The organism is Lentilactobacillus senioris DSM 24302 = JCM 17472 (assembly GCF_001436555.1).
In the GTDB taxonomy this organism is placed as follows: domain Bacteria; phylum Bacillota; class Bacilli; order Lactobacillales; family Lactobacillaceae; genus Lentilactobacillus; species Lentilactobacillus senioris.
In genome coordinates, this window is record NZ_AYZR01000008.1 from 62,031 (window position 1) to 85,916 (window position 23,886).

Genomic DNA, 23,886 nt, shown 5'->3' on the forward strand with positions numbered 1-23,886 from the left:
CTTTCTATTTTAGCATACTGGAAAAAAGGAATAAATTAGAATAATATTTGAAATCTATTTCACAATCTTTGTTAGTATGGTAAAATAGATACCAATAAGTATTTCACAAGACGTAATCTTTGAACTACGGATATGGGAGGAAAACATTTCGTGGCAGTTGAAAATATTCCAAAGGCAACGGCTAAACGGTTGCCCATTTATTATCGCTATTTAAACATTTTACACGATGCTGGTAAAAATCGGATCTCATCAACCGAACTAGCAGATGCAGTCCAAGTTGACTCAGCAACAATTCGCCGTGACTTTTCCTATTTTGGTGCTTTAGGTAAGAGAGGGTATGGTTACGACGTTGATAACTTACTTAACTTTTTCAAACAAATCCTTAACCAAGAACGACTCACCAGTGTGGCTTTAGTCGGGGTAGGTAACTTAGGACATGCCTTACTTAACTTTAACTTCCACAAGGATAGTAACGTCCGTATTTCAGCAGCGTTTGATATTGATGAAAATATCGTCAATACAATTCAAGATGGAGTTCCGGTTTATCCAATGGATGAGCTAGGACAACAATTGGAAGACCAACAAATTAAGGTGGTTATTTTAACTGTTCCTTCTGTTGAAGCCCAAAAGGTAACGGATGATGCTGTTGCTGGTGGAGTTCAAGGTATCCTTAACTTTACCCCAATTCGGTTGTCTGTTCCAGACAAAGTACGAGTTCAAAACGTTGATTTAACTAACGAACTCCAAACTCTAATTTACTTTATTGATAACTATTCTTAAGTTTAATTACGTAAACCTATTTGGTTTGCGTTTTTTTATTTTTCTAACCAAAACGCTTGCATTTCTTAACGAATGATAATATATTATAAACAGTGTTTAGCACTTCTGACAAATAAGTGCTAACAATGCTAATAATGTTGAAATTGATGGAGGGATTATCGTGTTAAAACCATTAGGAGATCGCGTAATCATCGAAACGCTAGAAGAACAAGAAGAAACCGTTGGTGGAATTGTCTTAGCAAGTAATGTTAAGGAAAAACCCCAAACTGGTAAAGTAATTTCTGTTGGTGCTGGTCGGGTGTTAGATAACGGTCAAACTGTTGCTCCAGCTGTTAAGGAAGGCGACGTTGTTATGTTTGACAAGTACGCCGGTACTGAAGTGAACTATGATGAAAAGTCATACCTTGTTCTACATGAAAAAGACATTGTAGCAATCGTAGACTAATAACTTTTTAAAATAATAAAAATTAAACGTTGAGGTGGATAAATAATGGCTAAAGAAATTAAATTTTCAGAAGATGCTCGCACATCCATGCTTAAGGGTGTTGATAAGTTAGCAAACACTGTTAAAACTACAATTGGACCTAAAGGGCGAAACGTAGTTTTGGAACAAACTGCTGGTAATCCAACTATTACCAATGATGGGGTTACCATTGCTAAGGCAATTGATTTACCTGATCATTTTGAAAACATGGGTGCTAAGTTAGTTTCAGAAGTTGCTTCTAAGACTAATGACGTAGCTGGTGATGGTACCACAACTGCTACTGTTTTGACTCAAGCAATTGTTAACGAAGGTATGAAGAACGTTACTGCCGGCGCTAACCCAGTTGGTATCCGTCGAGGAATCGAACAAGCTACTAAGACTGCTGTTGCCGCTCTTCACAATATGTCACATGACGTGAAGACCAAAGAAGACATTGCCCAAATTGCTTCTATTTCTTCAGCTAACGAAGAAGTTGGTAAGTTAATTGCAGACGCAATGGAAAAAGTTGGTAACGATGGCGTGATTACTATTGAAGAATCACGTGGTGTTGATACTAGCTTAGACGTTGTGGAAGGGATGCAATTTGATCGTGGTTACATGTCACAATACATGGTAACTGATAACGATAAGATGGAAGCTGATCTTGATAACCCATACATTTTGGTTACCGATAAGAAGATCAACAACATCCAAGATGTTTTGCCACTTCTTCAACAAATTGTGGAACAAGGTCGTTCATTGTTAATCATCGCTGATGATATTGGTGGTGAAGCATTGCCAACCTTAGTTCTTAACAAGATGCGGGGAACTTTCAACGTTGTTGCTGTTAAAGCCCCTGGCTTTGGCGATCGTCGGAAGGATCAACTTCAAGATATTGCTATCTTAACCGGTGCTACTGTAATTACCGATGACTTAGGCTTGAACTTAAAAGACACTACTATTGATCAATTAGGTCAAGCAGGCAAGGTTAACGTTACTAAAGACGCAACCATGATCGTAGAAGGCGCTGGTTCTAAGGATGCTATCGCTGCTCGGGTTGAAGAAATCAAGGGTCAAATTGAAACTACTACTTCTGACTTTGATCGTGATAAATTAAAGGAACGTCTTGCTAAGTTATCAGGTGGGGTTGCCGTTGTTCGTGTCGGTGCCGCTACTGAAACTGAATTAAAAGAAAAGAAGTACCGAATTGAAGATGCTTTAAATGCAACTCGAGCCGCTGTTGAAGAAGGATTCGTTCCTGGTGGTGGAACTGCCTTGATCAATGTTATTCCAGATGTTGCTAAGTTAGAAGCTGAAGGCGACGAAGCTACTGGTATCAAGATCGTTCAACGTGCTTTGGAAGAACCAGTTCGTCAAATTGCTGAAAATGCTGGTGTTGAAGGTTCTGTAATTGTTGAAAAATTGAAGAACGAAAAACCAGGAATTGGTTACAACGCTGCTAATGGTGAATTCGAAGACATGATCGCTGATGGGATTGTTGATCCAACCAAAGTAACTCGTTCAGCTCTTCAAAATGCTGCTTCTGTTTCAGCCTTGTTGCTAACAACTGAAGCTGTAGTTGCTGAAGAACCAAAGGACGATAGTGCTCCAATGGCTCCTGCAATGCCAGGCGGAATGGGCATGTAATTTAATAACTTTAGCTAAAAGCCTAGGCAATATTGCCTGGGCTTTTTTGTTGCCTTCAAAGCAAACTGATTTAGGTTAATATTGTTTTTTAAACCACAGAGAAGGTATAATCCCTGTTAATATAAGACTAGTTGTGTGTTAAGATGTTTTTGTACTTTAATTAAAGAATAAGACTTGTTTTTCATGATGTTTAGGCATATGATTTTATAGTTTAGTGCACAATAAATCCGTGTACAACAAATATGCCAATTTATTAACCAAAGAGTTAAAGGAGTAATTGCTATGTGGCGATATCTGAAACGGGTTTTAATTGGGAAACCCTTAAAAACGACGGACGAAGGAGGACAAGCGCTAAGTAAGTTCAAGGCGCTAGCTTTACTGTCGTCAGATGCTTTGTCATCCGTGGCATACGGGACAGAACAAATCACTACCATCCTGATCACGCTCTCAATGGCAGCGTTGATGTATCAAATTTGGGTTGCAGCTTTGGTTCTTGTGCTGTTAGCTGCGATTACGCTATCTTATCAACAAATTATTCATGCTTACCCTTCAGGAGGGGGCGCATATGTGGTAGCAAGTACCAATTGGGGCCAAGGGGCCGGGTTGGTTGCCGGGGGGTCGTTACTGGTTGACTACATGTTGACCGTAGCCGTATCTACTACTTCTGCAACCGAGGCTATTACTTCCGCAATTCCCGCATTGTACAGCCATCAAGTGCTATTATCTTGTTTGATTGTTATTGGAATTATGTTACTGAACTTGCGTGGATTACGAGAATCGGCTAGCTTTTTAACTTTGCCAGTGTATCTGTTTATTTTTATGATTATTTTCATGATTATTTACGGTGGTTATAACATTTTAACTGGTAATATTGAATACCATGCTTCTGCCGGAATTACGGCTCCAGTTCAAGGAATGACGTTAGTACTATTTTTACGGGCTTTCTCATCTGGTTCATCTTCGTTGACTGGGGTGGAAGCAATTAGTAATGCGGTACCTAACTTTAAGAAGCCTAAGAGTCATAACGCTTCTGCAACATTGGCTATCATGGCTTTAATCTTGGGAATCTTCTTTGGAGGGATTACCTACTTAAGTTACTATATGGGAATTGTCCCTAACGGTCATGAAACCGTCCTTTCCCAAATCGGTGAAGGAGTCTTCGGTCACGGATTCTTGTACTATCTACTACAATTATCTACCGCAATGATTTTAGCGGTGGCTGCTAACACCGGGTTCTCCGCTTTTCCAATGTTGGCTTACAATATGGCTAAGGATAAATTTTTACCTCATGCTTACCTAGATAAAGGCGATCGGTTAGGTTATTCTAACGGTATCATCTCATTAGCCGTTGGCGCGGTAGTCTTAATCTTAATTTTTGGTGGAAAAACTAGTTCTTTAATTCCTCTCTACGCTGTTGGTGTGTTTGTGCCATTTACTTTGTCACAATCTGGAATGATTATTCACTGGAAACGCAATAAAGGTAAGTTCTGGGCCGGAAAAGCTACTATTAACTTCATTGGGGCTTTCATTTCAGTCTCATTAGTTATTTGTTTGTTCTTACTTCGATTTGAAAATGTTTGGCCATACTTGATTGTAATGCCATTACTATTACGGCTCTTCTACAAGATTAATAGACATTACAAGCGGGTAGCTGAACAATTACGAGTGGAAGAAACCGCTAGAAGTATTGCGGCTACTCATCATTATGATGGTGCTACCGTTATTGTGTTGGTTAGTGGAGTTACTAAAGTTACGGCTAAGGCAATTAGCTATGCCCAATCCATTGGGGATTATGTTATTGCAATGCATGTTTCTTTTGATGCTAATCCAGAAAAGGAACATGAGACGGCAGAGGAATTTAAGAAGGAATTTCCAGATGTAAGGTTTGTAGATATTCACTCTTCTTACCGTTCAATTGCTCAGCCAACATTACGTTTCTGCGATGTAATTGCTAAACGAGCTGAGGATAGAAACTATTCCACTACTGTTTTAGTACCGCAGTTTGTTCCTCGTCATCCATGGGAAAACATCTTGCATAATCAGACTAGTTTGCGTTTAAGAGCAACCTTAAATTCAAGACAAAATATTGTGATTGCTACTTATAATTATCACTTAAAAGAGTAGTAAAACAGCAAACAAAAAAAGGAATGACCTTACCCAGGTCATTCCTTTTTTTGTGGCTAGTGAACGATATAAAAAAACGACCTAAAAAGGTCGTTTTTTGTTTATTATTTAATGCCCATCATATTAACGAAGATAGGTACAACAATATCGGAAACAATGGAAATAATAACAGTTGCGATAGCAGCCATTGATCCTTGAACGGAACCAAGTTGTAGGGCCTTAGCTGAACCAACGGTATGACCAGCAGTACCAAGTCCTAAACCAACTCCAACGGGTTCTTTCAAATGGAAGATCTTAAGTAACCATGAAGCCAAAGCGTAAATAATAACAGCGTTGACGATGCAGGCCATAGCAGTAACGGCTGGAATACCACCAATTGCACCAGCGATTGGCATAGCCACGGCAGTAGTTGCTGCTTGTGGAAGCATTGAAAGAATACCGGCATTGTCTAAGCCAAAGACTTTGGAAACACCAAAAATAACAAATAATGAAATGAATAATCCAATTGTTAATGAAAGAATAATTACCGGCCAGAAACGTTTAACAATATCGTTTCGACGGTAAAGGGGAATAGCAAAAGCGATGGTAGCGGGTTGTAAGAACCAAATAATTTCATTACCACCCGGTAAGTAAGCATTTGTATAGAACCAAGTTGTATCTACGTTGAACCATTTAGCCATCAGAACTAAAATGACGATCCCTAAAACCATTCCCACAAAGAGGGGTTGGAATAGGAAAAAGCCATGTGAGATTTTGAAAAGCCATTGACCTAATAGGAATACCGCAATTGAGAGAAAAATCCCAAAAATAGGGGTACCCAAATATTTAATTATTTCAGCTTGCATAATTAATTCATCCTTTCTTTATTCGGTAACACTAGTATCTTTGTGGAAGACATTCTTCATAATCCACATAAATAGTGAGGTAACTAAAGCTACAACTACAAGTAAGATTACCGTTGAAAGAATGATTACGATGATCAATTGAACACCTTGATCTTTCATGACATCTAGACTGGCTGTTAAAGCGATACCTGATGGAACAAATAGGAAGGCAATTAAACCAATCATGAAATCAGCAAATTTTTCAACCCATTCTAATTTCACAATGTGAAAGGCTAACAAACAATACATTAAAATCAAACCTATCACAGGTGTTGGAACTGGAAAACTCGCTGGAAATAATGGTGAAATAAGGCTAGAAACAAAAAGAACTGCAGCAAAGATTCCCATCTGGACAAGGATTGGAGCTTCTTTGGTCTCCGTATTCTGCTTATCGTTCATATTACTATCTCCTTTCAAAATACATTTTTAAACCACCTTCATTATAGCATTTCACAAATAAAAAACAATTTAAAAGTGAATAAATGATCAATGAATCACAAAAAGATAGATTCTAAATCTAGTTCAAAACGTTCAATTTTTATTAAAGATCCACAAGAACCCGTAGTGAGCTTGTATTTAGCCCGTTCGGTTTGTATAATTAATTAAAACTAAAATAAATTTGAGGTTAATATCTTGAGATTTGAAATCATTGTTTCATTAGTTGCAACCATGATTATCTCGGCAATTTTGACCCCATTTGTTCGAAAGCTAGCCTTTAGGGTCGGAGCCGTTGATACTCCGAATAACCGACGAGTTAATAAGGTGCCGATGCCGACAATTGGTGGGTTAGCAATATTTATTGCCTTCACGTTTTCTACAATGGTCCTGTTGAGAAACCAAATGCCGACTAAAACATTATGGGGAATTTTCGGCGGAGAAGTCATCATCATCCTAACCGGAATTGTGGATGATATTTTTGAATTAAAACCGCGTCAGAAAGTTCTAGGAATTTCGTTAGCGGCTTTATGGGTTTATTTTTTTGCAGGGGTTCGAATGACTTCCATTACCCTACCATTTATTACGGTGCAGTTGGGATGGCTAAGTTTGCCACTTACGTGGTTATGGATTTTAGCGATTACTAACGCGGTTAATTTAATTGATGGATTAGATGGATTGGCTACCGGTGTTTCTATTATCTCATTGAGTACGATGGGGATTACTGGGATGTTTTTTTTAAATGTTGGTAATGTATTTATTTCCATTATGATCTTTGCCTTAGTGGCTTCGTGTTTAGGATTCTTGCCGTATAACTTTTTCCCAGCTCGTATTTATTTGGGAGATACTGGTGCTTTGTTTATTGGCTTTATGATCTCCGTCTTTTCTTTGTTTGGATTAAAAAACGCAACGTTTATTACCGTGATTATTCCGGTAGTTATTCTAGGGGTGCCGATTACGGATACCTTGTACGCAATTTTAAGACGGTGGTTGAATAAAGAACCAATTTCTCATGCGGATAAGATGCATTTACATCACCGCTTAATGAGTTTGGGTCTAACTCATCGACAAACTGTATTAGTAATTTATGGAATTGCATTAATCTTTTCATTTATTTCTTTGCTTTACCCAATCTCATCTTTATGGGGATCGATACTGTTAACCATCGCTGTATTGATTGGGTTAGAGCTGTTTGTGGAAACTATCGGATTAGTTGGAAAAGATAGACAACCACTTTTAAACGGCATTAAAAAAGTAGTTAAGGGAACAACTAGTAAAAATAGTCATTAAAAAAGGAAATTAGCATTTACTGCTAATTTCCTTTTTTAATTATTTTTTTCATAAGCTACAGCGACTGGTTTAATAGGTCCTTTGGTAACTGTCAGTTTGCCATTTAAGAGGTTAGTAAGGTCTGATATTATTTTGGCTTGTTCACTGATCCTCACAGCAATGGTGATCTTAACTTGACTGCCATATTCAGTATTTTCAATATTGATGTTTTGAGTAGTTAAAAAATAGTTAAGGGAATCTAGTTGAGAATATTCGATCTGAATGTCTAATAATTGAAAATCAACTAGTTCTACTATGCCAATAGCTTCAACTGCAGCAGCGGTAGTGCCACTATAGGCCCTGATTAAACCTCCGGCTCCCAATTTAATACCACCAAAATACCTAGTAACCACGGCAACCACATTATGGAGTTGATTTTTCTTTAGTACCTCTAAAATAGGAACGCCAGCAGTTCCAGAAGGTTCACCGTTATCACTAGCTCGTTGAATTTGATCTGTATCGCCTAAAAGATAAGCATAGCAATTATGATTAGCTTTAGGATTATCAGCTACTACTTGAGCAATGATTGCTTTAGCTTCATCTTCAGTTTCAACGGGGGCCAAATGACAAATAAAACGTGATTTTTTGATTATTTCTTCGTATTTACCAGTAGTGGCAATTGTTAAAAAACTCATTGGAATTCCTCCAAAACTATTTATTTAGTGAGGTGATAATTATGGTGATGTGTATAAATGATTTGTTTGGCAGGCAGATCAACCAACTTGAGGTTCCTGCCGCACTACTGAATCATCCAGATTGTAATGGTTTTTCGGCTTTTAGACGAGAAGGCAGACACTTAATTTGTGTAAGGTGTGGTGGACGAATTCATCAACGAGAAACTAGATTAGCAACTGGAAATTTTTATTGTGCTAATTGTTTACAAATGGGACGGTTGACTTCTACCGATAAACTAGTAACGGTTAGCGAGCCCAATCAGTTCGAGTATAACGGCAATTGTCAATGGCAAGGAACTCTAACTGCTGACCAACAAAATTATGCCAAACAAGTGATTGCATCTATTGATCAGAGAACGAATCGCTTATTATGGGCTGTGACCGGAGCCGGCAAAACGGAAATGTTGTTTGCAGGTCTGGAACATGCTTTTAGGCAACAGTTGAGAGTAGCGGTGGTCTCTCCTAGAATTGATGTGATTTTAGAATTAGCCCCCAGACTCCGAACGGCCTTTCCAGATGTGACTAGCTGTTTACTATATGGAAAAACTACTGAAAAGTACCAATATACTCAATTAGTGATTGCCACGGTCCATCAATTACTTAAATTTTACCACGCCTTTGACGTCTTAATAATTGATGAGGTAGATGTTTTCCCGTTAGCAGGCAACAAACATTTACACTATGCTATTCAACGTGCTAAAAAAGCAAATAGCAGTGTTATTTATTTGACTGCTACTCCTGACAAGGCTTTAAAACACCAAGTAAAAACTCGTCAACTGGAGGTCAGCTATTTACCACGTCGGTTTCATGGCTTTCCATTAGCAACTATTACTAATATTAAGGTTGGCAACTGGCGAACTCGTTTAGCTCAAAATAAGTTACCCAGGAAATTGCTAATTGATATTGAGCAACGGTTAGCTAAACGACAACCTTTCTTATTATTTGTTCCACATGTGGCTGATTTGAGCTTGGTAGCTAATGTTTTGAATTTAAGGTTACGTTCACCTATCATTACGGTTTATGCTGCTGACCCAGATCGTATTAATAAGGTCCAACGGATGAGAAATGAAGAGACTTTATTTTTAATCACCACCACCATTTTAGAGCGGGGAGTCACTTTTCCGTTAATTGATGTATTGGTGCTAGGAGCTGATGATAACATTTTTTCTTCGGCGGCGTTAATTCAAATTGCTGGTCGGGTAGGACGAAATGCTAAACGTCCAACGGGATCAGTTTATTTTTATTATCATAAAATGACCAATTCTATTAGACAGGCTCAAAAAGAAATTAAAATGATGAATAAGAAGGCGGGATTTAATTAATGGTTGAATGCTTACTCTGCAATAAAAATTTTAGAAACGAATTTAGTCTTCAAAAGATTTTTAGTTTTAGTTCATTAACTAATTCTCAAATCTGCCACCGTTGCGAGGAATCGTTTAATTCATTAAACGGAAAACGCACCTGTACTAAGTGCGGGCGATTATTGGATATAAAAGCAATCAATCCATGTGCTGATTGTCAGCATTGGCAGGACCCTGATTTTACTAATCGAGCTTTATATGAATACAATAAGGCCTTTAAAGAATATATGGTTAAATACAAATTCATGGGGGACTATCGTTTGCGGTTAGTTTTTCAAACCGAATTGAGTCGGGTAATTAATAAAACAAAGAAGATGGTGGTTGCGATTCCAGTTAACCCTGATACGTTAAAAACTAGAGGTTTCAACCAAGTAACGGGATGGTTTGCTAACGTCAAATACTACGATGTATTAACACCGATTGATACTACTAAAGCGGTAGCTCAATCTCAAAAAACCAGAAAAGAGCGACTAGAATTAAAGCAGCCGTTTCGATTAATTGAAACGGCGGTGTCGGCCATTAAAGGCCAAGACATCCTGATTGTTGATGATGTTTACACAACTGGAAGAACGATCCGGCATGCAGCTGAGTTAATTCGAAACGCTGGAGCTCGCTCTGTGACAGGTTTAACAATGGCTCGCTAAAAAATAAAAAGCGCAATATTTGTTATCTATTCCGCTTTCATTTATACTATGATTATAGAAACGGTAGCCAAGCTATCGTTACCATAATTAATATGGTGAAGGGAGAGATTAATATGCTTGATTTTAATATTCGTGGTGAAAACATTGAGGTGACTCAAGCAATTCGGGATTACGTTGAAAAACGAATCAGTAAACTAGAAAAATTCTTTGATAATGACATTCAAGCGTCAGCACATGTGAATTTGAAGGTTTATCCGGATAAGCAGGCCAAAGTAGAAGTCACAATTCCTTTGCCATACATGACTCTTCGGGCTGAAGAAGTTTCCAATGACTTATATGCCAGTGTTGATTTGGTAACGGATAAGTTAGAACGGCAAATTAGAAAGTACAAGACTAAGGTTAACCGGAAATCTCGTGAAAAAGGTTACAAGAAACTTGACTTTGCAGCTGCTGATTTAGTAGCTGATTTAGAAGAACAAGACGAACCTGAATCACAATTTGAAGTAGTAAGAACTAAGCGATTATCCTTAAAGCCAATGGATAATGAAGAAGCCATTTTACAGATGAACATGCTAGGGCATGACTTCTTCATCTACGAGGATGCTAATTCAGAAGGAATCGATATTGTTTACCGTCGAAATGATGGCCGTTATGGCTTGATTGAAACCGGTGAAGATTAGTTGATCGATTTTTAAAGCTTACCGTAAATTTTACGGTAAGCTTTTTCATTTGATACATTATTTTAACTAAAACACAATGATGATTTTGGTTTTCATCACTTGGCGACAATGATACAATGGATTAGTGTGTAATATTGAAAAAAACAAAAAGACATTAAAAACTAATGAATAATGAAATGTAGAAGGGAATTTACTGATGGCAAATGTATTAAAAAAATGGGTCGAAAGCGATAAAAGAGAGCTTAAACGACTTAGCAATCTTGCCGATAAGGTCGGATCATACGCTGATGAGTATGCCCAGTTAAGTGACGAAGATCTAAAAGCAAAAACACCAGAGTTTAAGGAACGTTACCAAAATGGGGAAACTTTGGATGACTTACTTCCAGAAGCCTTTGCCGTTGCTCGAGAAGGAGCTAAGCGAGTTTTAGGACTTTACCCATTCCACGTTCAAATTATGGGGGGAATTGTTTTACACGAAGGTAATATTGCCGAAATGAAAACTGGTGAAGGTAAAACCTTAACGGCTACCATGCCCGTTTATTTGAACGCTTTAGCTGGCGAAGGGGTTCACGTTGTTACGGTGAACGAATACTTAACTGCCCGGGATGCTGCTGAAATGGGGGAACTTTATAACTGGCTAGGCTTAAGCGTTGGGGTTAACCTTAATGACTTGAGTCCTGAAGATAAACGTGCGGCTTATGCTGCTGATATTACTTATTCAACTAACAGTGAAATCGGTTTTGATTATTTACGAGACAACATGGTGGTCTACAAAGAAGATATGGTCCAACGACCATTGAACTTTGCCATTGTCGATGAAGTTGATTCCATTTTGATTGATGAAGCCAGAACTCCGTTGATTATTTCTGGTCAATCAAGTGGAACTTCTCAGTTGTATGTCCGAACTGACCGGTTTGCTAAGACTTTAACGGTGGATGAAGACTATAAGTTAGATCTAGAAACTAAAACAGTTTCTTTGACTGATCAAGGGATCGAAAAAGCTGAAGATTACTTCAACCTAGATAACTTGTATGATACTGATAATACTGCTTTAACCCACCATTTGGATCAAGCTTTACGAGCTAATTACATCATGCTTCGTGATAAGGACTATGTGGTCCAAAATGATGAAGTAATGATTGTGGATTCATTTACTGGTCGAATTATGGACGGTCGTCGTTTCTCTGATGGATTACATCAAGCTATTGAAGCTAAGGAAGGTGTAACCATTCAAGAAGAAAGTAAGACGATGGCTAATATCACTTACCAGAACCTTTTCCGGATGTACAAGAAGTTAGCCGGAATGACTGGTACTGCTAAAACAGAAGCTGAAGAATTCCGCGAAATTTACAACATGGAAGTCATTTCGGTGCCAACCAACAAACCAGTTGCCCGAATTGATGAACCTGATGTTTTATATCCTAGTTTGGAATCTAAGTTTGATGCAGTGGTTGATAAAATCAAAGAATTACATGAAAAAGGTCAACCTATGTTAATTGGTACCGTGGCCGTGGAAACTTCTGAATACTTATCTAACAGATTAGACGCAGAAAATATCCCACACGTAGTTTTGAACGCTAAAAACCATGCTAAAGAAGCCGAAATTGTTACGAACGCCGGACAAAAAGGAGCCGTAACTATTGCTACCAACATGGCTGGTCGGGGGACCGATATTAAATTAGGACCCGGGGTAGTTGAACTAGGTGGTCTAGCAGTTATTGGGACTGAACGGCATGAATCTCGGCGAATTGATAATCAACTTCGTGGTCGTTCTGGTCGTCAGGGGGATCCAGGATTGTCTCAATTCTACTTATCTCTAGAAGATGACCTTATGTTACGTTTCGGTTCTGAACGAATCAAAAATTTCTTGGATCGAATGAAAGTGGAAGGCGACGACGCTGTTATTCGTTCTAAGATGATTACTAAACAAGTAGAATCAGCTCAAAAACGAGTTGAAGGTAATAACTACGATTCTCGTAAGAATGTTTTGCAATATGATGACGTTATGCGTCAACAACGAGAAGTTATCTATCAACAACGTCAAGAAGTCATTGAAGAAGATAAATCATTAAAGTGGGTTATCATGCCAATGATTGAACGGACCGTTAACCGAATCGTTGATTTGCATACTCAAGGCGATCAAGCCGACTGGGACTTAGAAACTATTTTGGACTTTGCAATTAGTGCAATTGTGAACCCAGACGAAATTAGTTTAAGCGATTTACAAAATAAATCAGCCGATGAAATTAAATCTTACTTAATGGACTTAGCTAAGAAGGTTTACGATCAAAAGAAAGAACAATTATATGACGAATCTCAAATGCTAGAATTCGAAAAAGTTGTTCTCTTAAGAGTGGTTGACGCTCACTGGACCGATCATATCGATGCCATGGATCAATTGCGACAATCCATTGGACTTCGTGGTTACGGTCAACAAAATCCGTTGGTTGAATACCAACGTGAAGGTTACACCATGTTTGAAGAAATGGTATCAGACATTGATTACGATACTACTCGCCTCTTTATGAAGGCTGAAATTCGACAAAACATGCAACGTTAATAAGTTTTATGGTAAGGAGGGCAGTGATGATTTTAATCGTTGGCCCTTCTTTTTACTAACGGAGGAAATAAGAATGGAATTAACGGAAAGTAAAAAACAATTGGCAAAATTGCAAGAAGCCATAGCCGGCTTTAGGGGGTCACTTTGACCTTGATCTGCTAAGTGAGAGTATCTCAATTAACGAATCTAAAATGGCTGAACCAGGATTTTGGGATGACAACAATGCAGCCCAGAAACTAATTGATGAAAATAACCAACTAAAAGCTAAGTATGATCGGTTTAATGAGCTAAATAGTCTACAAGAAGACGTTGCTACGTTGGTAGATCTTTATGAAGAAGAGCCAGATGATGACATAGCAGAAGAATTAACTAGTCAGTTAACTCAGCTTCAAAATAATGTGGACCAATATCAATTATCTCTATTACTGAGTGGACCTTACGACCACAACAATGCTATCTTAGAAATTCATCCTGGTGCTGGGGGAACTGAATCTCAAGACTGGGGTTCGATGTTGTTAAGAATGTACACCAGATGGGCAGAGCAACATAACTTCCAAGTTACCACGTTAGATTATCAAGTTGGGGATGTGGCTGGAATTGACAGCGTCACATTACTAATTAGTGGTCCAGATGCTTATGGTTATTTAAGATCGGAGAAGGGAGTTCATCGTTTGGTGCGGATTTCGCCATTTGATTCTGCTAGTCGACGTCATACTTCTTTTGCTTCGGTAGATGTAATGCCTGAACTAAATGAAGATGTAAAAATCGAGATTAATCCTGATGATTTGAAGGTCGACGTTTATCGGGCTAGCGGTGCTGGTGGACAGCACGTTAATAAGACTTCTTCTGCCGTCAGAATTACCCATTTACCAACTGGAATTGTAGTTGCTAGTCAAGCTCAACGCTCACAATTACAAAACCGGGAAACGGCAATGAACATGTTGAAGTCTAAGCTATATGAATTAGAAGAGCAAAAAAAGGCGGAGGAAAAAGCAGCCTTACAGGGTGAACAATTGGATATTGGCTGGGGTTCTCAAATCAGATCATATGTTTTCCATCCTTATTCAATGGTAAAAGACCACCGGACCAATTACGAAACTGCTAATGTTAATGCGGTAATGGACGGTGATTTAGATCCGTTTATCAATGCCTTTTTACAATGGCAATTACAACAGGACAATCCAGATTAAAATTGGGAAAGGTTAGGATTTGAGACGATGAAATATTTATTGGGATTGTTTTATTGGTTAATTACCCCCGCAGTAATTTTAGTTTTAGCTGCAATTGTGAAAAGTTATTTGATTTATAGTCATAGAGTGGCTAGAGAACGGAAATTATTCCATTCGGCCATTGATAGTGACAATTATGAAGGACGTCATTTTGTGCAAATGAGCTTGCTACTAGGAGTGTTAGGGTCTTTAGTAAGTTTGGTAGCAGGGGTAACAGTTCCACTTTCACTGGTGGTGATTTACCCAATAGTAGCTTTAATTTTACTAGTGATCCTTCCCCAGTCCGTTACCTTGTTAACTTTGCTGGTGACGATTGCTCTAGTGGCATTTGAACCAACTAATCTTGCCGGGTCACTAACCGCTTGGTTAACGAGATGGGGCTATCAAGCTAATAGTCTTAATCTAGTAGGAACTCTGGGATTAGTTACAATTATCGTTGGTTGCTTAGCTTTTTTTGTCCGGCGCAATGCTGGCCAACATCTGTCGCCTAAAATTGAATTTAACAAACGTAAGACTATGATTGCCGTTTATCCATTTAATGAGCTATCTGTAGTGCCATTATTGGTATTAGTACCAGGCAATTGGTTTAGCGTTCACTTACCTTGGTGGCCGTTGCTAAATCTGGGCGGTCATTCCGTTGCATTAGTGGGATTGCCATTAGTAATTGGATTAGGGTTAACGGTTAAACACAGTTTACCCACCGCATTTTTTCAACGGTTAGGTAAACAATTAACCTGGCTGGCACTATTGGGAACGGTATTGACGATTGTTTGTCGCTTCTTTGCTAATTGGTCTCTTTGGTCGTTATTAGCATATTTAATTGTTGGCATTATTTTAGTGGCGACAAATATTATTTATGACCGGCAACAAGAATTTTCTAACAGTCAGGTAATGAACGGAATTAGAATTATTGGAATCCAACCTAATAGTCCAGCCGCTAAAATGAATTTGGTGGTTGGTGACGTTATATTAGAAGTTAACGGACAAAAAGTGACTAATGAAGATGATTTTTACAAAGCCTTGATTACTAATGCTACTTATTGTCACTTGAAAGTCCGGGATAGAAATGATCAATTAAAAGTTACTGAAACGGCTATTTTTCAAGGGGCTGCTCACGAAATTGGAATTAAGGTCTTTCCGGAAAACGCAAAGTGAGGGATGAATTGTGAAATCAGTTTTGGTGGTGGATGATGAACCGTCGATCGTAAAACTATTGAAATACAATTTACAACAGGCTAATTTTGAAGTGGTTACCGCTGATAATGGTAAATCAGCAGTGGAACTAGCTAAACAAACTAATTTTGATATTATTTTGTTGGACTTGATGTTGCCTCAATTAACTGGAGAAGAAGTTTTGAAGGTGTTAAGGCGTGATGGGATTAATACGCCTGTAATTGTAATTACCGCTAAAGATTCGGAATTTGATCGAGTTTTAGGATTAGAAATTGGTGCGGATGATTATGTTACTAAACCTTTTAGTCCAAGAGAAGTTTTGGCTCGGATTAATGCGGTGCTAAGACGAACCACCGAAACGCAACTGGTTAATAGTAATAAAGTTGCTAGTATTCAGCGAGTTAAAGTAGATGAGCAATTGGTGACAGCTACCCTAGATGGACATGAATTGGTGTTAACTCCCAAGGAATTCAAGCTATTAGCTTATTTAGCTAAACACCCCAAGCAAGTGTTATCACGGGAGCAACTTGCTAAAGCAATTTGGGGAACTGATTACGTTGGTGACAGCAGAATGGTTGATATGCAGATTGCTCATTTACGAGAAAAAATGGAAGCCGATCCTAAGCATCCGGAAATGTTAACCACGGTTCGCGGATTTGGTTATCGATTTGATACGGAGCCCAAATGAAAAATAAAGCGATCAAAAGTTTAATTATAATTAGTAGTCTTAATTTACTAATTGCCATTCTATTTATGAGCTGGGAATTAAAGCACCAGTTTTTGACTGGAAGAGTAATGTTATTAACAATCATGACGTTAGAGTTAGTGGGATTAATCGTTTACCTACTTAATTTAAGTCAGCAAATTAAGCACATTAGTCAACGAGCAAATGCAATTGCGTCAGGGGCAGAACGGGGACCGGTCATCGATCCTCCCAGCAGCTCCTTTTATGATTTAAATAACGCATTGAACCAAATTCAAATTCATCAGCGACATCAGCAAATTACCGTCACTAATATTACCGACGAACTGGTGGGGGTTTTAAACCACTTGCCAGTAGGGGTAATGGTAATTGATCAGCAACAAAACGTTACATTAGCTAACCGGGCTTTTTCACAAATGACTGAAAAAGAAATCAGCACGGCCCCACATCCATTTACGGACGATGTAAGTAATGCTGCATTGTTAAACATGATCAACTCCGCGTTAATGAGCCATCAAAACGGCCATAAGGAAATCACTAACTTTCAACGGGCGCGGACTTGGGATGCTCAAGTAGTTAATCTGGAAGGCGCTGTTCCGGCAGTGGTAGTGATCTTATACGATATCACTATGTTAGTAGCAGCCAAGCAAAGCCAAATTGATTTCTTGAGAAATGCCAGTCATGAATTAAAAACCCCGGTTGCTACTATTCGGGGCTTTACAGAAACCTTGCAAGCGGGGGCTAAAGATGATCCGGAAACGTTAACTGATTTTTTACAAGATATTGAAAATGCTAGCCAACAGCTAACCGATTTAGTCAATGATATTTTGGTAATTTCTCATGTTCAGATGCAAGAAGCGGGAGAAATAGAACCAATTGAGTTGGCAGATTTAGTTCAGCAAGAAATGGGGCATTGGCAACTAGCTGCAGAAAGTAAGCAAGTAAGCCTGACTGATCAGATCGACTCACAATTAGTAGTGGTTGGTAACCGTCAGGCCTTGAAGCGGATTGTTAGTAATTTAATCAGCAATGCGATTAAATATAACTGGGAAGCCGGAGAAGTTATGATTAATGCTGGTAGTAATACTAGTCAATGGTGGCTTGAAGTCAGTGATACTGGAATTGGCATTGAAGAAGCAGCTATCCCCCGTGTTTTTGAACGGTTCTTCAGAGCCGATCAATCTCATAGTAACCAAGTAGTTGAAGGAACTGGACTAGGGTTGGCCATTGTTGCTGAATTGGCGGCAACTTACCATGCCCATATCGATATTACTAGTAAAGTTAATCAGGGAACGACAATTAAATTAACGTTTCCAGTAACTAATAAAAAGAATTAATCCAAAAGGATTAATTCTTTTTTATTGCCCTAATTCAAAATTTACACAATATTTACATAAGTGCAGTTTTAGATTTACAATCCCTTGCTATGCTATTAACTGTAAGGGAGGAGTCGCAAATGAAGGCTAAAAAATTATATTTCAGTTTATTAGGAATTGTGCTGGTGAGTTTAGTAGCGTTTGCCTACATAACTCGGGACCAAAAAAGTGCTCAAAATGAAACTATCACTGCGGTGGGTTCAACGGCATTGCAACCGTTAATGGAAGCCGCAGCAGAACAATACACTACTGAACATACCGGAGTAAACATTAATGTTCAAGGTGGCGGTTCTGGAACTGGGTTAAGCCAAATTGCTACCGGAGCGGTTAATATGGGTAATTCAGACTTATTTGCTCAAGAAAAAGAAGGAATTAACCCCAAAGGATTAGTTGATCATCTTATAGCGGTGGACGGCGTAGCGGTAGTGACTAATAAGCAAGCGGGCATCAAGAATTTAACCACAAAGCAGTTAATTGCCATTTTTACGGGCAAGGTAACTAATTGGCGCCAAGTAGGTGGTAAAGATTTACCGATCACCGTTATTAACCGAACTGCCGGCAGTGGAACCCGAGTTACCTTTGAACGCTACGGTTTAAAAAACACACCAAGTATGACGGCTCAAGAACAAGATTCATCCGGAACCGTTCGTCAAATCGTTAGTTCGACTCCCGGTGCAATAAGTTATCTTTCGTTTGGCTTTGTGAATAACACAATAACGACTCCGACTCTAAACAACATAGCTCCAACCAAGCAAAACGTGCAGACTAATAAGTGGCCAATTTGGTCTTATGAACACGTCTATACGCACGGTGAAGCTAAGGGCCTTACTAAAAAATTCCTGCAGTATCTTACTAGTGATACTGTCCAAAAATCTCTATTTTCTAGTTTAAAATACATCCAAGTCGATCAGATGCAATACCAACGGACAGCTGATGGGCGGATAGTAAGGAAGTGATCAAATGACTCCAAAAAGTAATTTAAAAACACAAAAACTACTTACTAAATCTAAAACAGCACGCTATGAACAACGGGGAAAATTCATCAGTGTTTTAACCCTAGCGTTGATTATGGTAATTGTAATTGGGATTATTGGCTTTATCCTAGTTAAGGGTGTCACTATGTTTATCAATGATCACGTGAGCCTTAAAGATTTCTTCTTAGGAACGAATTGGAATCCAGGCTCCACTACTCCATCCGGTCAACCAGCCGTAGGCGCTCTACCAATGATCGTAGGTTCGTTTGGGGTGACCTTACTAGCAGCATTATTAGCAACGCCGTTTGCAATTGGAACAGCCATTTTTATGACTGAATTGTCCTCTAAGAAAGAAGCTAGCTTTTTACAAATGGTAGTAGAACTACTTGTTGGTATTCCTTCAGTAGTGTATGGATTTATTGGATTAACAATTGTGGTGCCATTTGTGCGTAACACTTTAGGTGGTAGTGGCTTTGGAATATTATCTGGGACGTTTGTCCTCTTCGTTATGATTTTACCAACCATTGTTTCCATGACGGTCGATGCCCTAAAATCAGTACCCAACCACTACCGGCAAGCGGCCTTCGCCTTGGGGGCTACTCAATGGCAAACTATTTGGAAAGTGGTTCTACGTTCAGCAACCCCTGGCATTTTAACCGCGATTGTTTTTGGAATGGCTCGGGCATTTGGTGAAGCCTTAGCCGTACAAATGGTGATCGGAAATGCCGCGTTGATGCCACATAGTTTGATTTCACCGGCTTCGACATTGACCTCCGTATTAACGGCTGGCATGGGTAATACAGTGATGGGATCACTACAAAATAATGCTCTTTGGTCGTTAGCACTAGTGCTATTAACGATGTCATTAATTTTCAACTTAATCGTGCATTTAATTGGTCGAAAGGGGGCTTTTAAGAAATGAAAGCTAATCAACGTAAAAACCAAATTGCAATTAGTGGAGTTCGAGTAATTGCTGCTTTAGTAGTCATTATCTTGGCCCTACTACTTGGATACATTTTCGTTAGAGGTCTACCATACGTTAACTGGCATTTCTTAACTAGCCCAGCTAAGCCGTTTCAAGCTGGTGGGGGAATTGGCATTCAGTTGTTCAATTCGTTTTACCTACTAATCTTAACGCTAATCATTTCACTGCCAATTTCATTGGGAGCAGCCATCTACTTGAATCAATACGCTAAGGATAACTGGTTAACCTCTGTGATGCGGACCAGTATTGAAATTTTAAGTTCTTTACCATCTGTAGTGGTGGGGTTATTTGGTTTCTTACTTTTCGTAATTCAAATGGGATATGGCTTCTCAATTCTTTCGGGGGCCTTAACCCTAGCAGTTTTTAACTTACCATTACTAACTAGAAGTGTTGAAGATGCAATCGGCAGTGTTGATGATAATCAACTTCAAGGTGGCTTGGGTTTAGGTCTTTCAAAATTTGAAACCATTACCCATATCGTAGTACCAGCAGCTTTACCTAGCATTATCAGTGGGGTAATCTTATCAGCTGGTCGTATTTTTGGTGAAGCGGCTGCCCTGATTTACACTGCCGGACAAAGTGCACCGACATTAGATTTTACTGATTGGAATCCGTTTAATAGTGCTAGTCCGCTAAACCCGATGCGGCCTGCAGAAACTTTGGCAGTTCACATCTGGAAAATTAATTCTGAAGGAATTATGCCTGATGGTACCCAAGTTTCAGCTGGTTCAGCAGCAGTCTTGGTTTTGGCTATTTTGGTCTTTAACTTGTTGGCCCGTTACCTGGGAAGAAAAATTTTCAAGAAAATGACGGCTACCGATTAAGGAGGAACCATAATGTTACAAACAGCAGAGCAGTACTTATATCAATTTGATAAAGAAACTCCCATTGCGATCTCTACTGATAAACTCAACGTTTTTTACGACGATCAGCACGCCATGATTGATGCTTCCTTGGCCTTCAAACAAAATACGATTACCGCTTTAATTGGGCCCTCTGGTTCCGGCAAATCTACGTATTTACGGTCTTTAAACCGGATGAATGATGATGTTGCCACCGTTACTGGTCAAATTAATTTTCAAGATATTAATATTAATCAACCAGCAGTAGACGTTTACGAAGTTAGACGGCAAATTGGAATGGTGTTTCAGCGGCCTAATCCATTTGCCAAGTCAATCTATGACAATATTACCTTTGCTTTAAAGCGGCGAGGGATCACGGATAAGCAGACACTAGATGAAATTGTAGAAACTTCCTTAAAGCAAGCAGCTATCTGGGATCAGGTAAAGGATCAACTAAACAAGAGTGCTTTAGCCTTATCTGGGGGCCAAGCACAAAGAATTTGTATCGCCAGGGCATTAGCCGTGAAGCCAGAGATTTTATTGTTAGATGAACCAGCTAGTGCCTTAGATCCGATTTCGACTGCCCAGTTGGAAGAGACGCTAAAGGGACTTAAAAAACAATATACGATTATTATCGTCACTCATAATATGCAACAAGCGGCTCGTTTGAGTGATTACACGGTCTTTTTTGACCAAGGTAGAGTGGTGGAATACAACCAAACTAGAAAAGTATTTACCCGTCCTAAGATGGACCGTACTAACGATTATGTTTCTGGTAATTTTGGATAGGAGGCGGCTTAATGAGCGCAATTATTGAATCTCAAAATTTAAACCTCTTTTATGGTGATTTTCAGGCTTTATATGACATTAATCTTGCTTTTGAACCCAACGAAATTACTGCTTTAATTGGTCCGTCGGGCTGTGGTAAGTCCACGTTTTTACGTAGCTTAAACCGAATGAATGACTTAATTGATGGGGTTAAAATTCAAGGTAAAATCCTATTTCAAGGTAATGATATTTATGCTCCTCATGTTGATTTAGTAGAGTTAAGAAGCCAAATCGGAATGGTATTTCAACAACCAAATCCATTTCCTTTTTCCGTTTATGATAATGTTAGCTTCGGTCTTAAATTAGCAGGGATTAAGGATAAAGCGCAGATTGATGCTGCGGTAGAACGGAGCTTAAAGCAGGCGGCAATTTGGGATGAAGTCAAAGACAAGTTACACCAAAACGCATTATCTTTTTCTGGAGGACAACAACAACGAATCTGTATTGCCCGAGTTTTGGCAGTCTCTCCAGAGGTCATTTTAATGGACGAACCTACTAGTGCCTTGGATCCCATTTCTAGCGCTAAAGTAGAAGAAACCATGTTAGAGTTAAAAGAACAATACACGATTATTACCGTAACACATAATTTGGCTCAAGCTGGTAGAATTTCAGATCGAACGGCTTTCTTCAATGCTGGCAAGATTGTTGAGTTTGATAAAACTAAGAAAATGTTTTTAAAGCCGGCTAAACAAGAAACTGCGGATTACTTAGCTGGTAAATTTGGATAGGAGGAAGTAAAGATGAAAATTATTGAACAGGAACTAGCTAAATTAAATTCACAATTTGTGGAAATGGGATCCTTAGCTACTGAATCGGTAGTTAAGGCTGGAAAATCATTTGTTGATCATGATGTTCAACTAGCACAAGAAGTAATTGATTCAGATCACACTATCAATGACCTCCAAACTCAGTTAGAAAAAAAATCGTTTGAATTAATTGCACTGTATCAACCAGTAGCGGCGGATTTAAGACACGTGGTGGGAGTATTAAAAGCTGTGACTGATCTGGAACGAATCGGCGATCATGCTAGAAACGTTGCCAGAAGAACTATCAAGTTACAGAGTTTGACTCATTTGCCTGAGATTGAAGCCAATGTTAAAGAGATGGCCGAAGAGGTTACAGAAGAACTACAGGACGCCTTAAACAGTTATGCTGCGGTTGACCAAGAAGCTGCTGAAGCAATTCCGGAAAAGTACAATGAAACGATCAACGGTATGTATGATCAAATTGCCGGCCCTAGTTATCAGGCCATGTCCCAAAATCCAGGATTAATCAATTCCGCCATTGTTTATTTAAAAGTTGCTCAAGATTTGGGCAGGATTAGTGACTATGGGATTAATATCTGTGAATGGACCGTTTATTTAGCTACCGGTAAAATTATTGAATTAAAAAATTACTAGATTTAATAGGTTAAAAATCACTAATTTTAGTGCTACAGACTTGAATGTAGCGCTTTTTTTGGATACTCTATGATTAGACAACTATGTAGGAGGAAAACGATGAAATCAAAGAAAAAATTTAGACGCTCCAACACTAACCAAGTAGTAGCTGGGGTCTTAGGTGGTATTGGAGAATACTTTGATTGGAATGCCAACTTACTTAGGATTTTATTTGTGGTTTTGTGTTTGACTCCGGGGATAGGAATCTTTTGTGTAATTGGTTATATACTATTGGCAATCTTTATGCCAAGTGAGGTAGTAAATCAACCTGCTACTCCATTTAATAACTTTAAAACTAAAAATCAGGGTCGCAAGGTAATTCACGGTGTTGAAGAACAAGATATCAACGACTCAAAGAGGGGATAAATATTGAATTTTTTGACTAACATTATTGTGAACGCAATAATTTTCGTAGCTTTAAGTGGCTTTTGGCCTAACTCATTTCATGTTTCTAGCATTTGGGTGGCTTTAGGGGCGGCGGTAGTATTAGCTATCTTGAATGTTTTAGTTAAACCTATTATTAAGTTCTTTTCGTTTCCCATCACTATTGTGACTTTAGGATTGTTCAGTTTGGTGATTAATGGTCTTATGCTAGAAATTACATCGTGGATCGTTGGTAGCCAATTTTGGTTCTCATCTTTTTGGGTGGCCATCGGAATTGCAATATTGATGTCTATTATCGATGTGATTGTAAACGAATTCTTTAGTCACCAACATTCTGATTAATTAAAGTGCTAAAATTAAAGGAAATGAAGT

The 23,886-nt window shown here is 38.7% G+C and carries 24 protein-coding genes; 21 read left to right on the plus strand and 3 right to left on the minus strand.

The window, feature by feature from the left end; genetic code table 11:
• Positions 1-150: 150 nt before the first annotated feature.
• From FC56_RS03530 to FC56_RS03545, 4 genes are all read left to right on the plus strand, one after another.
• Entirely contained in the window at positions 151-780 is a 630-nt protein-coding gene (locus tag FC56_RS03530) for a redox-sensing transcriptional repressor Rex (protein ID WP_147649687.1), read from the plus strand.
• A 160-nt stretch (positions 781-940) separates the two neighbouring features.
• On the plus strand, positions 941-1,225 hold the full coding sequence (gene groES, locus FC56_RS03535) for a co-chaperone GroES (RefSeq protein WP_054669424.1): 285 nt from the start codon (positions 941-943) through the stop codon (positions 1,223-1,225).
• Positions 1,226-1,270: 45 nt separating this feature from the next.
• On the plus strand, positions 1,271-2,890 hold the full coding sequence (gene groL, locus FC56_RS03540) for a chaperonin GroEL (protein WP_056978076.1): 1,620 nt from the start codon (positions 1,271-1,273) through the stop codon (positions 2,888-2,890).
• A gap of 282 nt (positions 2,891-3,172) precedes the next feature.
• Entirely contained in the window at positions 3,173-5,014 is a 1,842-nt protein-coding gene (locus FC56_RS03545; protein WP_056978077.1) for an APC family permease, read from the plus strand.
• Between the two features lie 104 nt (positions 5,015-5,118).
• On the opposite strand, the gene FC56_RS03550 is transcribed toward FC56_RS03545, so the two are convergent.
• Together FC56_RS03550 and FC56_RS03555 are read right to left on the minus strand one after the other, a co-directional pair.
• Positions 5,119-5,859 (minus strand): LrgB family protein, encoded by a 741-nt coding sequence (locus FC56_RS03550; protein WP_056978078.1) that lies wholly within the window; start codon positions 5,857-5,859, stop codon positions 5,119-5,121.
• An 18-nt stretch (positions 5,860-5,877) separates the two neighbouring features.
• Positions 5,878-6,297 (minus strand): CidA/LrgA family protein, encoded by a 420-nt coding sequence (locus tag FC56_RS03555; RefSeq protein WP_054669421.1) that lies wholly within the window; start codon positions 6,295-6,297, stop codon positions 5,878-5,880.
• A gap of 234 nt (positions 6,298-6,531) precedes the next feature.
• On the opposite strand from FC56_RS03555, the gene FC56_RS03560 reads away from it, so the two are divergent.
• A complete protein-coding gene (locus FC56_RS03560; RefSeq protein WP_056978079.1) occupies positions 6,532-7,623 on the plus strand; it encodes a glycosyltransferase family 4 protein in 1,092 nt (363 codons plus the stop codon).
• Between the two features lie 35 nt (positions 7,624-7,658).
• Here FC56_RS03560 and FC56_RS03565 read toward each other — a convergent pair whose 3' ends face one another.
• Positions 7,659-8,303: a YigZ family protein gene (locus FC56_RS03565; RefSeq protein WP_404819904.1), complete on the minus strand. Its 645-nt coding sequence runs from the start codon at positions 8,301-8,303 to the stop codon at positions 7,659-7,661.
• Positions 8,304-8,338: 35 nt separating this feature from the next.
• On the opposite strand from FC56_RS03565, the gene FC56_RS03570 reads away from it, so the two are divergent.
• From FC56_RS03570 to FC56_RS03645, 16 genes are all read left to right on the plus strand, one after another.
• Positions 8,339-9,658, plus strand: a complete 1,320-nt coding sequence (locus tag FC56_RS03570) for an ATP-dependent helicase ComFA (protein ID WP_082620568.1) — start codon at positions 8,339-8,341, stop codon at positions 9,656-9,658.
• Positions 9,659-9,819: 161 nt separating this feature from the next.
• Positions 9,820-10,341 carry a ComF family protein gene (locus FC56_RS03575; protein ID WP_162256154.1) on the plus strand — a complete coding sequence of 174 codons (522 nt, stop codon included), beginning with the start codon at positions 9,820-9,822 and terminating at the stop codon, positions 10,339-10,341.
• 113 nt (positions 10,342-10,454) lie between these two features.
• Positions 10,455-11,021: a ribosome hibernation-promoting factor, HPF/YfiA family gene (hpf, locus tag FC56_RS03580; RefSeq protein WP_054669400.1), complete on the plus strand. Its 567-nt coding sequence runs from the start codon at positions 10,455-10,457 to the stop codon at positions 11,019-11,021.
• A gap of 196 nt (positions 11,022-11,217) precedes the next feature.
• Entirely contained in the window at positions 11,218-13,581 is a 2,364-nt protein-coding gene (secA, locus tag FC56_RS03585) for a preprotein translocase subunit SecA (RefSeq protein WP_056978082.1), read from the plus strand.
• A gap of 73 nt (positions 13,582-13,654) precedes the next feature.
• A protein-coding gene (gene prfB / locus FC56_RS03590) for a peptide chain release factor 2 (RefSeq protein ID WP_187116927.1) occupies positions 13,655-14,771 on the plus strand; the annotation gives its coding sequence in 2 pieces (ribosomal slippage) (positions 13,655-13,714 and positions 13,716-14,771; 1,116 coding nt in all).
• Positions 14,772-14,798: 27 nt separating this feature from the next.
• Positions 14,799-15,965 (plus strand): PDZ domain-containing protein, encoded by a 1,167-nt coding sequence (locus FC56_RS03595; RefSeq protein ID WP_056978084.1) that lies wholly within the window; start codon positions 14,799-14,801, stop codon positions 15,963-15,965.
• Positions 15,966-15,975: 10 nt separating this feature from the next.
• Positions 15,976-16,671 (plus strand): response regulator transcription factor, encoded by a 696-nt coding sequence (locus tag FC56_RS03600; RefSeq protein ID WP_054669386.1) that lies wholly within the window; start codon positions 15,976-15,978, stop codon positions 16,669-16,671.
• On the plus strand, positions 16,668-18,023 hold the full coding sequence (locus FC56_RS03605; protein ID WP_056978085.1) for a sensor histidine kinase: 1,356 nt from the start codon (positions 16,668-16,670) through the stop codon (positions 18,021-18,023). The genes FC56_RS03600 and FC56_RS03605 overlap by 4 nt, the downstream gene beginning before the upstream one ends.
• A 119-nt stretch (positions 18,024-18,142) precedes the next feature.
• Positions 18,143-19,018 carry a phosphate ABC transporter substrate-binding protein gene (locus FC56_RS03610; protein ID WP_054669377.1) on the plus strand — a complete coding sequence of 292 codons (876 nt, stop codon included), beginning with the start codon at positions 18,143-18,145 and terminating at the stop codon, positions 19,016-19,018.
• A 4-nt stretch (positions 19,019-19,022) separates the two neighbouring features.
• Entirely contained in the window at positions 19,023-19,958 is a 936-nt protein-coding gene (gene pstC, locus FC56_RS03615) for a phosphate ABC transporter permease subunit PstC (RefSeq protein WP_056978086.1), read from the plus strand.
• On the plus strand, positions 19,955-20,845 hold the full coding sequence (gene pstA / locus FC56_RS03620) for a phosphate ABC transporter permease PstA (RefSeq protein ID WP_056978087.1): 891 nt from the start codon (positions 19,955-19,957) through the stop codon (positions 20,843-20,845). Before pstC ends, pstA begins: the two co-directional genes overlap by 4 nt.
• A gap of 12 nt (positions 20,846-20,857) precedes the next feature.
• A complete protein-coding gene (gene pstB / locus FC56_RS03625) occupies positions 20,858-21,652 on the plus strand; it encodes a phosphate ABC transporter ATP-binding protein PstB (RefSeq protein ID WP_056978088.1) in 795 nt (264 codons plus the stop codon).
• A gap of 11 nt (positions 21,653-21,663) precedes the next feature.
• Positions 21,664-22,419, plus strand: a complete 756-nt coding sequence (gene pstB / locus FC56_RS03630) for a phosphate ABC transporter ATP-binding protein PstB (RefSeq protein ID WP_056978089.1) — start codon at positions 21,664-21,666, stop codon at positions 22,417-22,419.
• 12 nt (positions 22,420-22,431) lie between these two features.
• Positions 22,432-23,091 carry a phosphate signaling complex protein PhoU gene (gene phoU / locus FC56_RS03635; protein ID WP_054669373.1) on the plus strand — a complete coding sequence of 220 codons (660 nt, stop codon included), beginning with the start codon at positions 22,432-22,434 and terminating at the stop codon, positions 23,089-23,091.
• A 99-nt stretch (positions 23,092-23,190) separates the two neighbouring features.
• Positions 23,191-23,496: a PspC domain-containing protein gene (locus tag FC56_RS03640; RefSeq protein ID WP_056978090.1), complete on the plus strand. Its 306-nt coding sequence runs from the start codon at positions 23,191-23,193 to the stop codon at positions 23,494-23,496.
• 3 nt (positions 23,497-23,499) lie between these two features.
• Positions 23,500-23,856, plus strand: coding sequence for a phage holin family protein (locus FC56_RS03645; protein WP_056978091.1), 357 nt, complete (start codon positions 23,500-23,502; stop codon positions 23,854-23,856).
• The last annotated feature ends 30 nt before the right edge of the window (positions 23,857-23,886 follow it).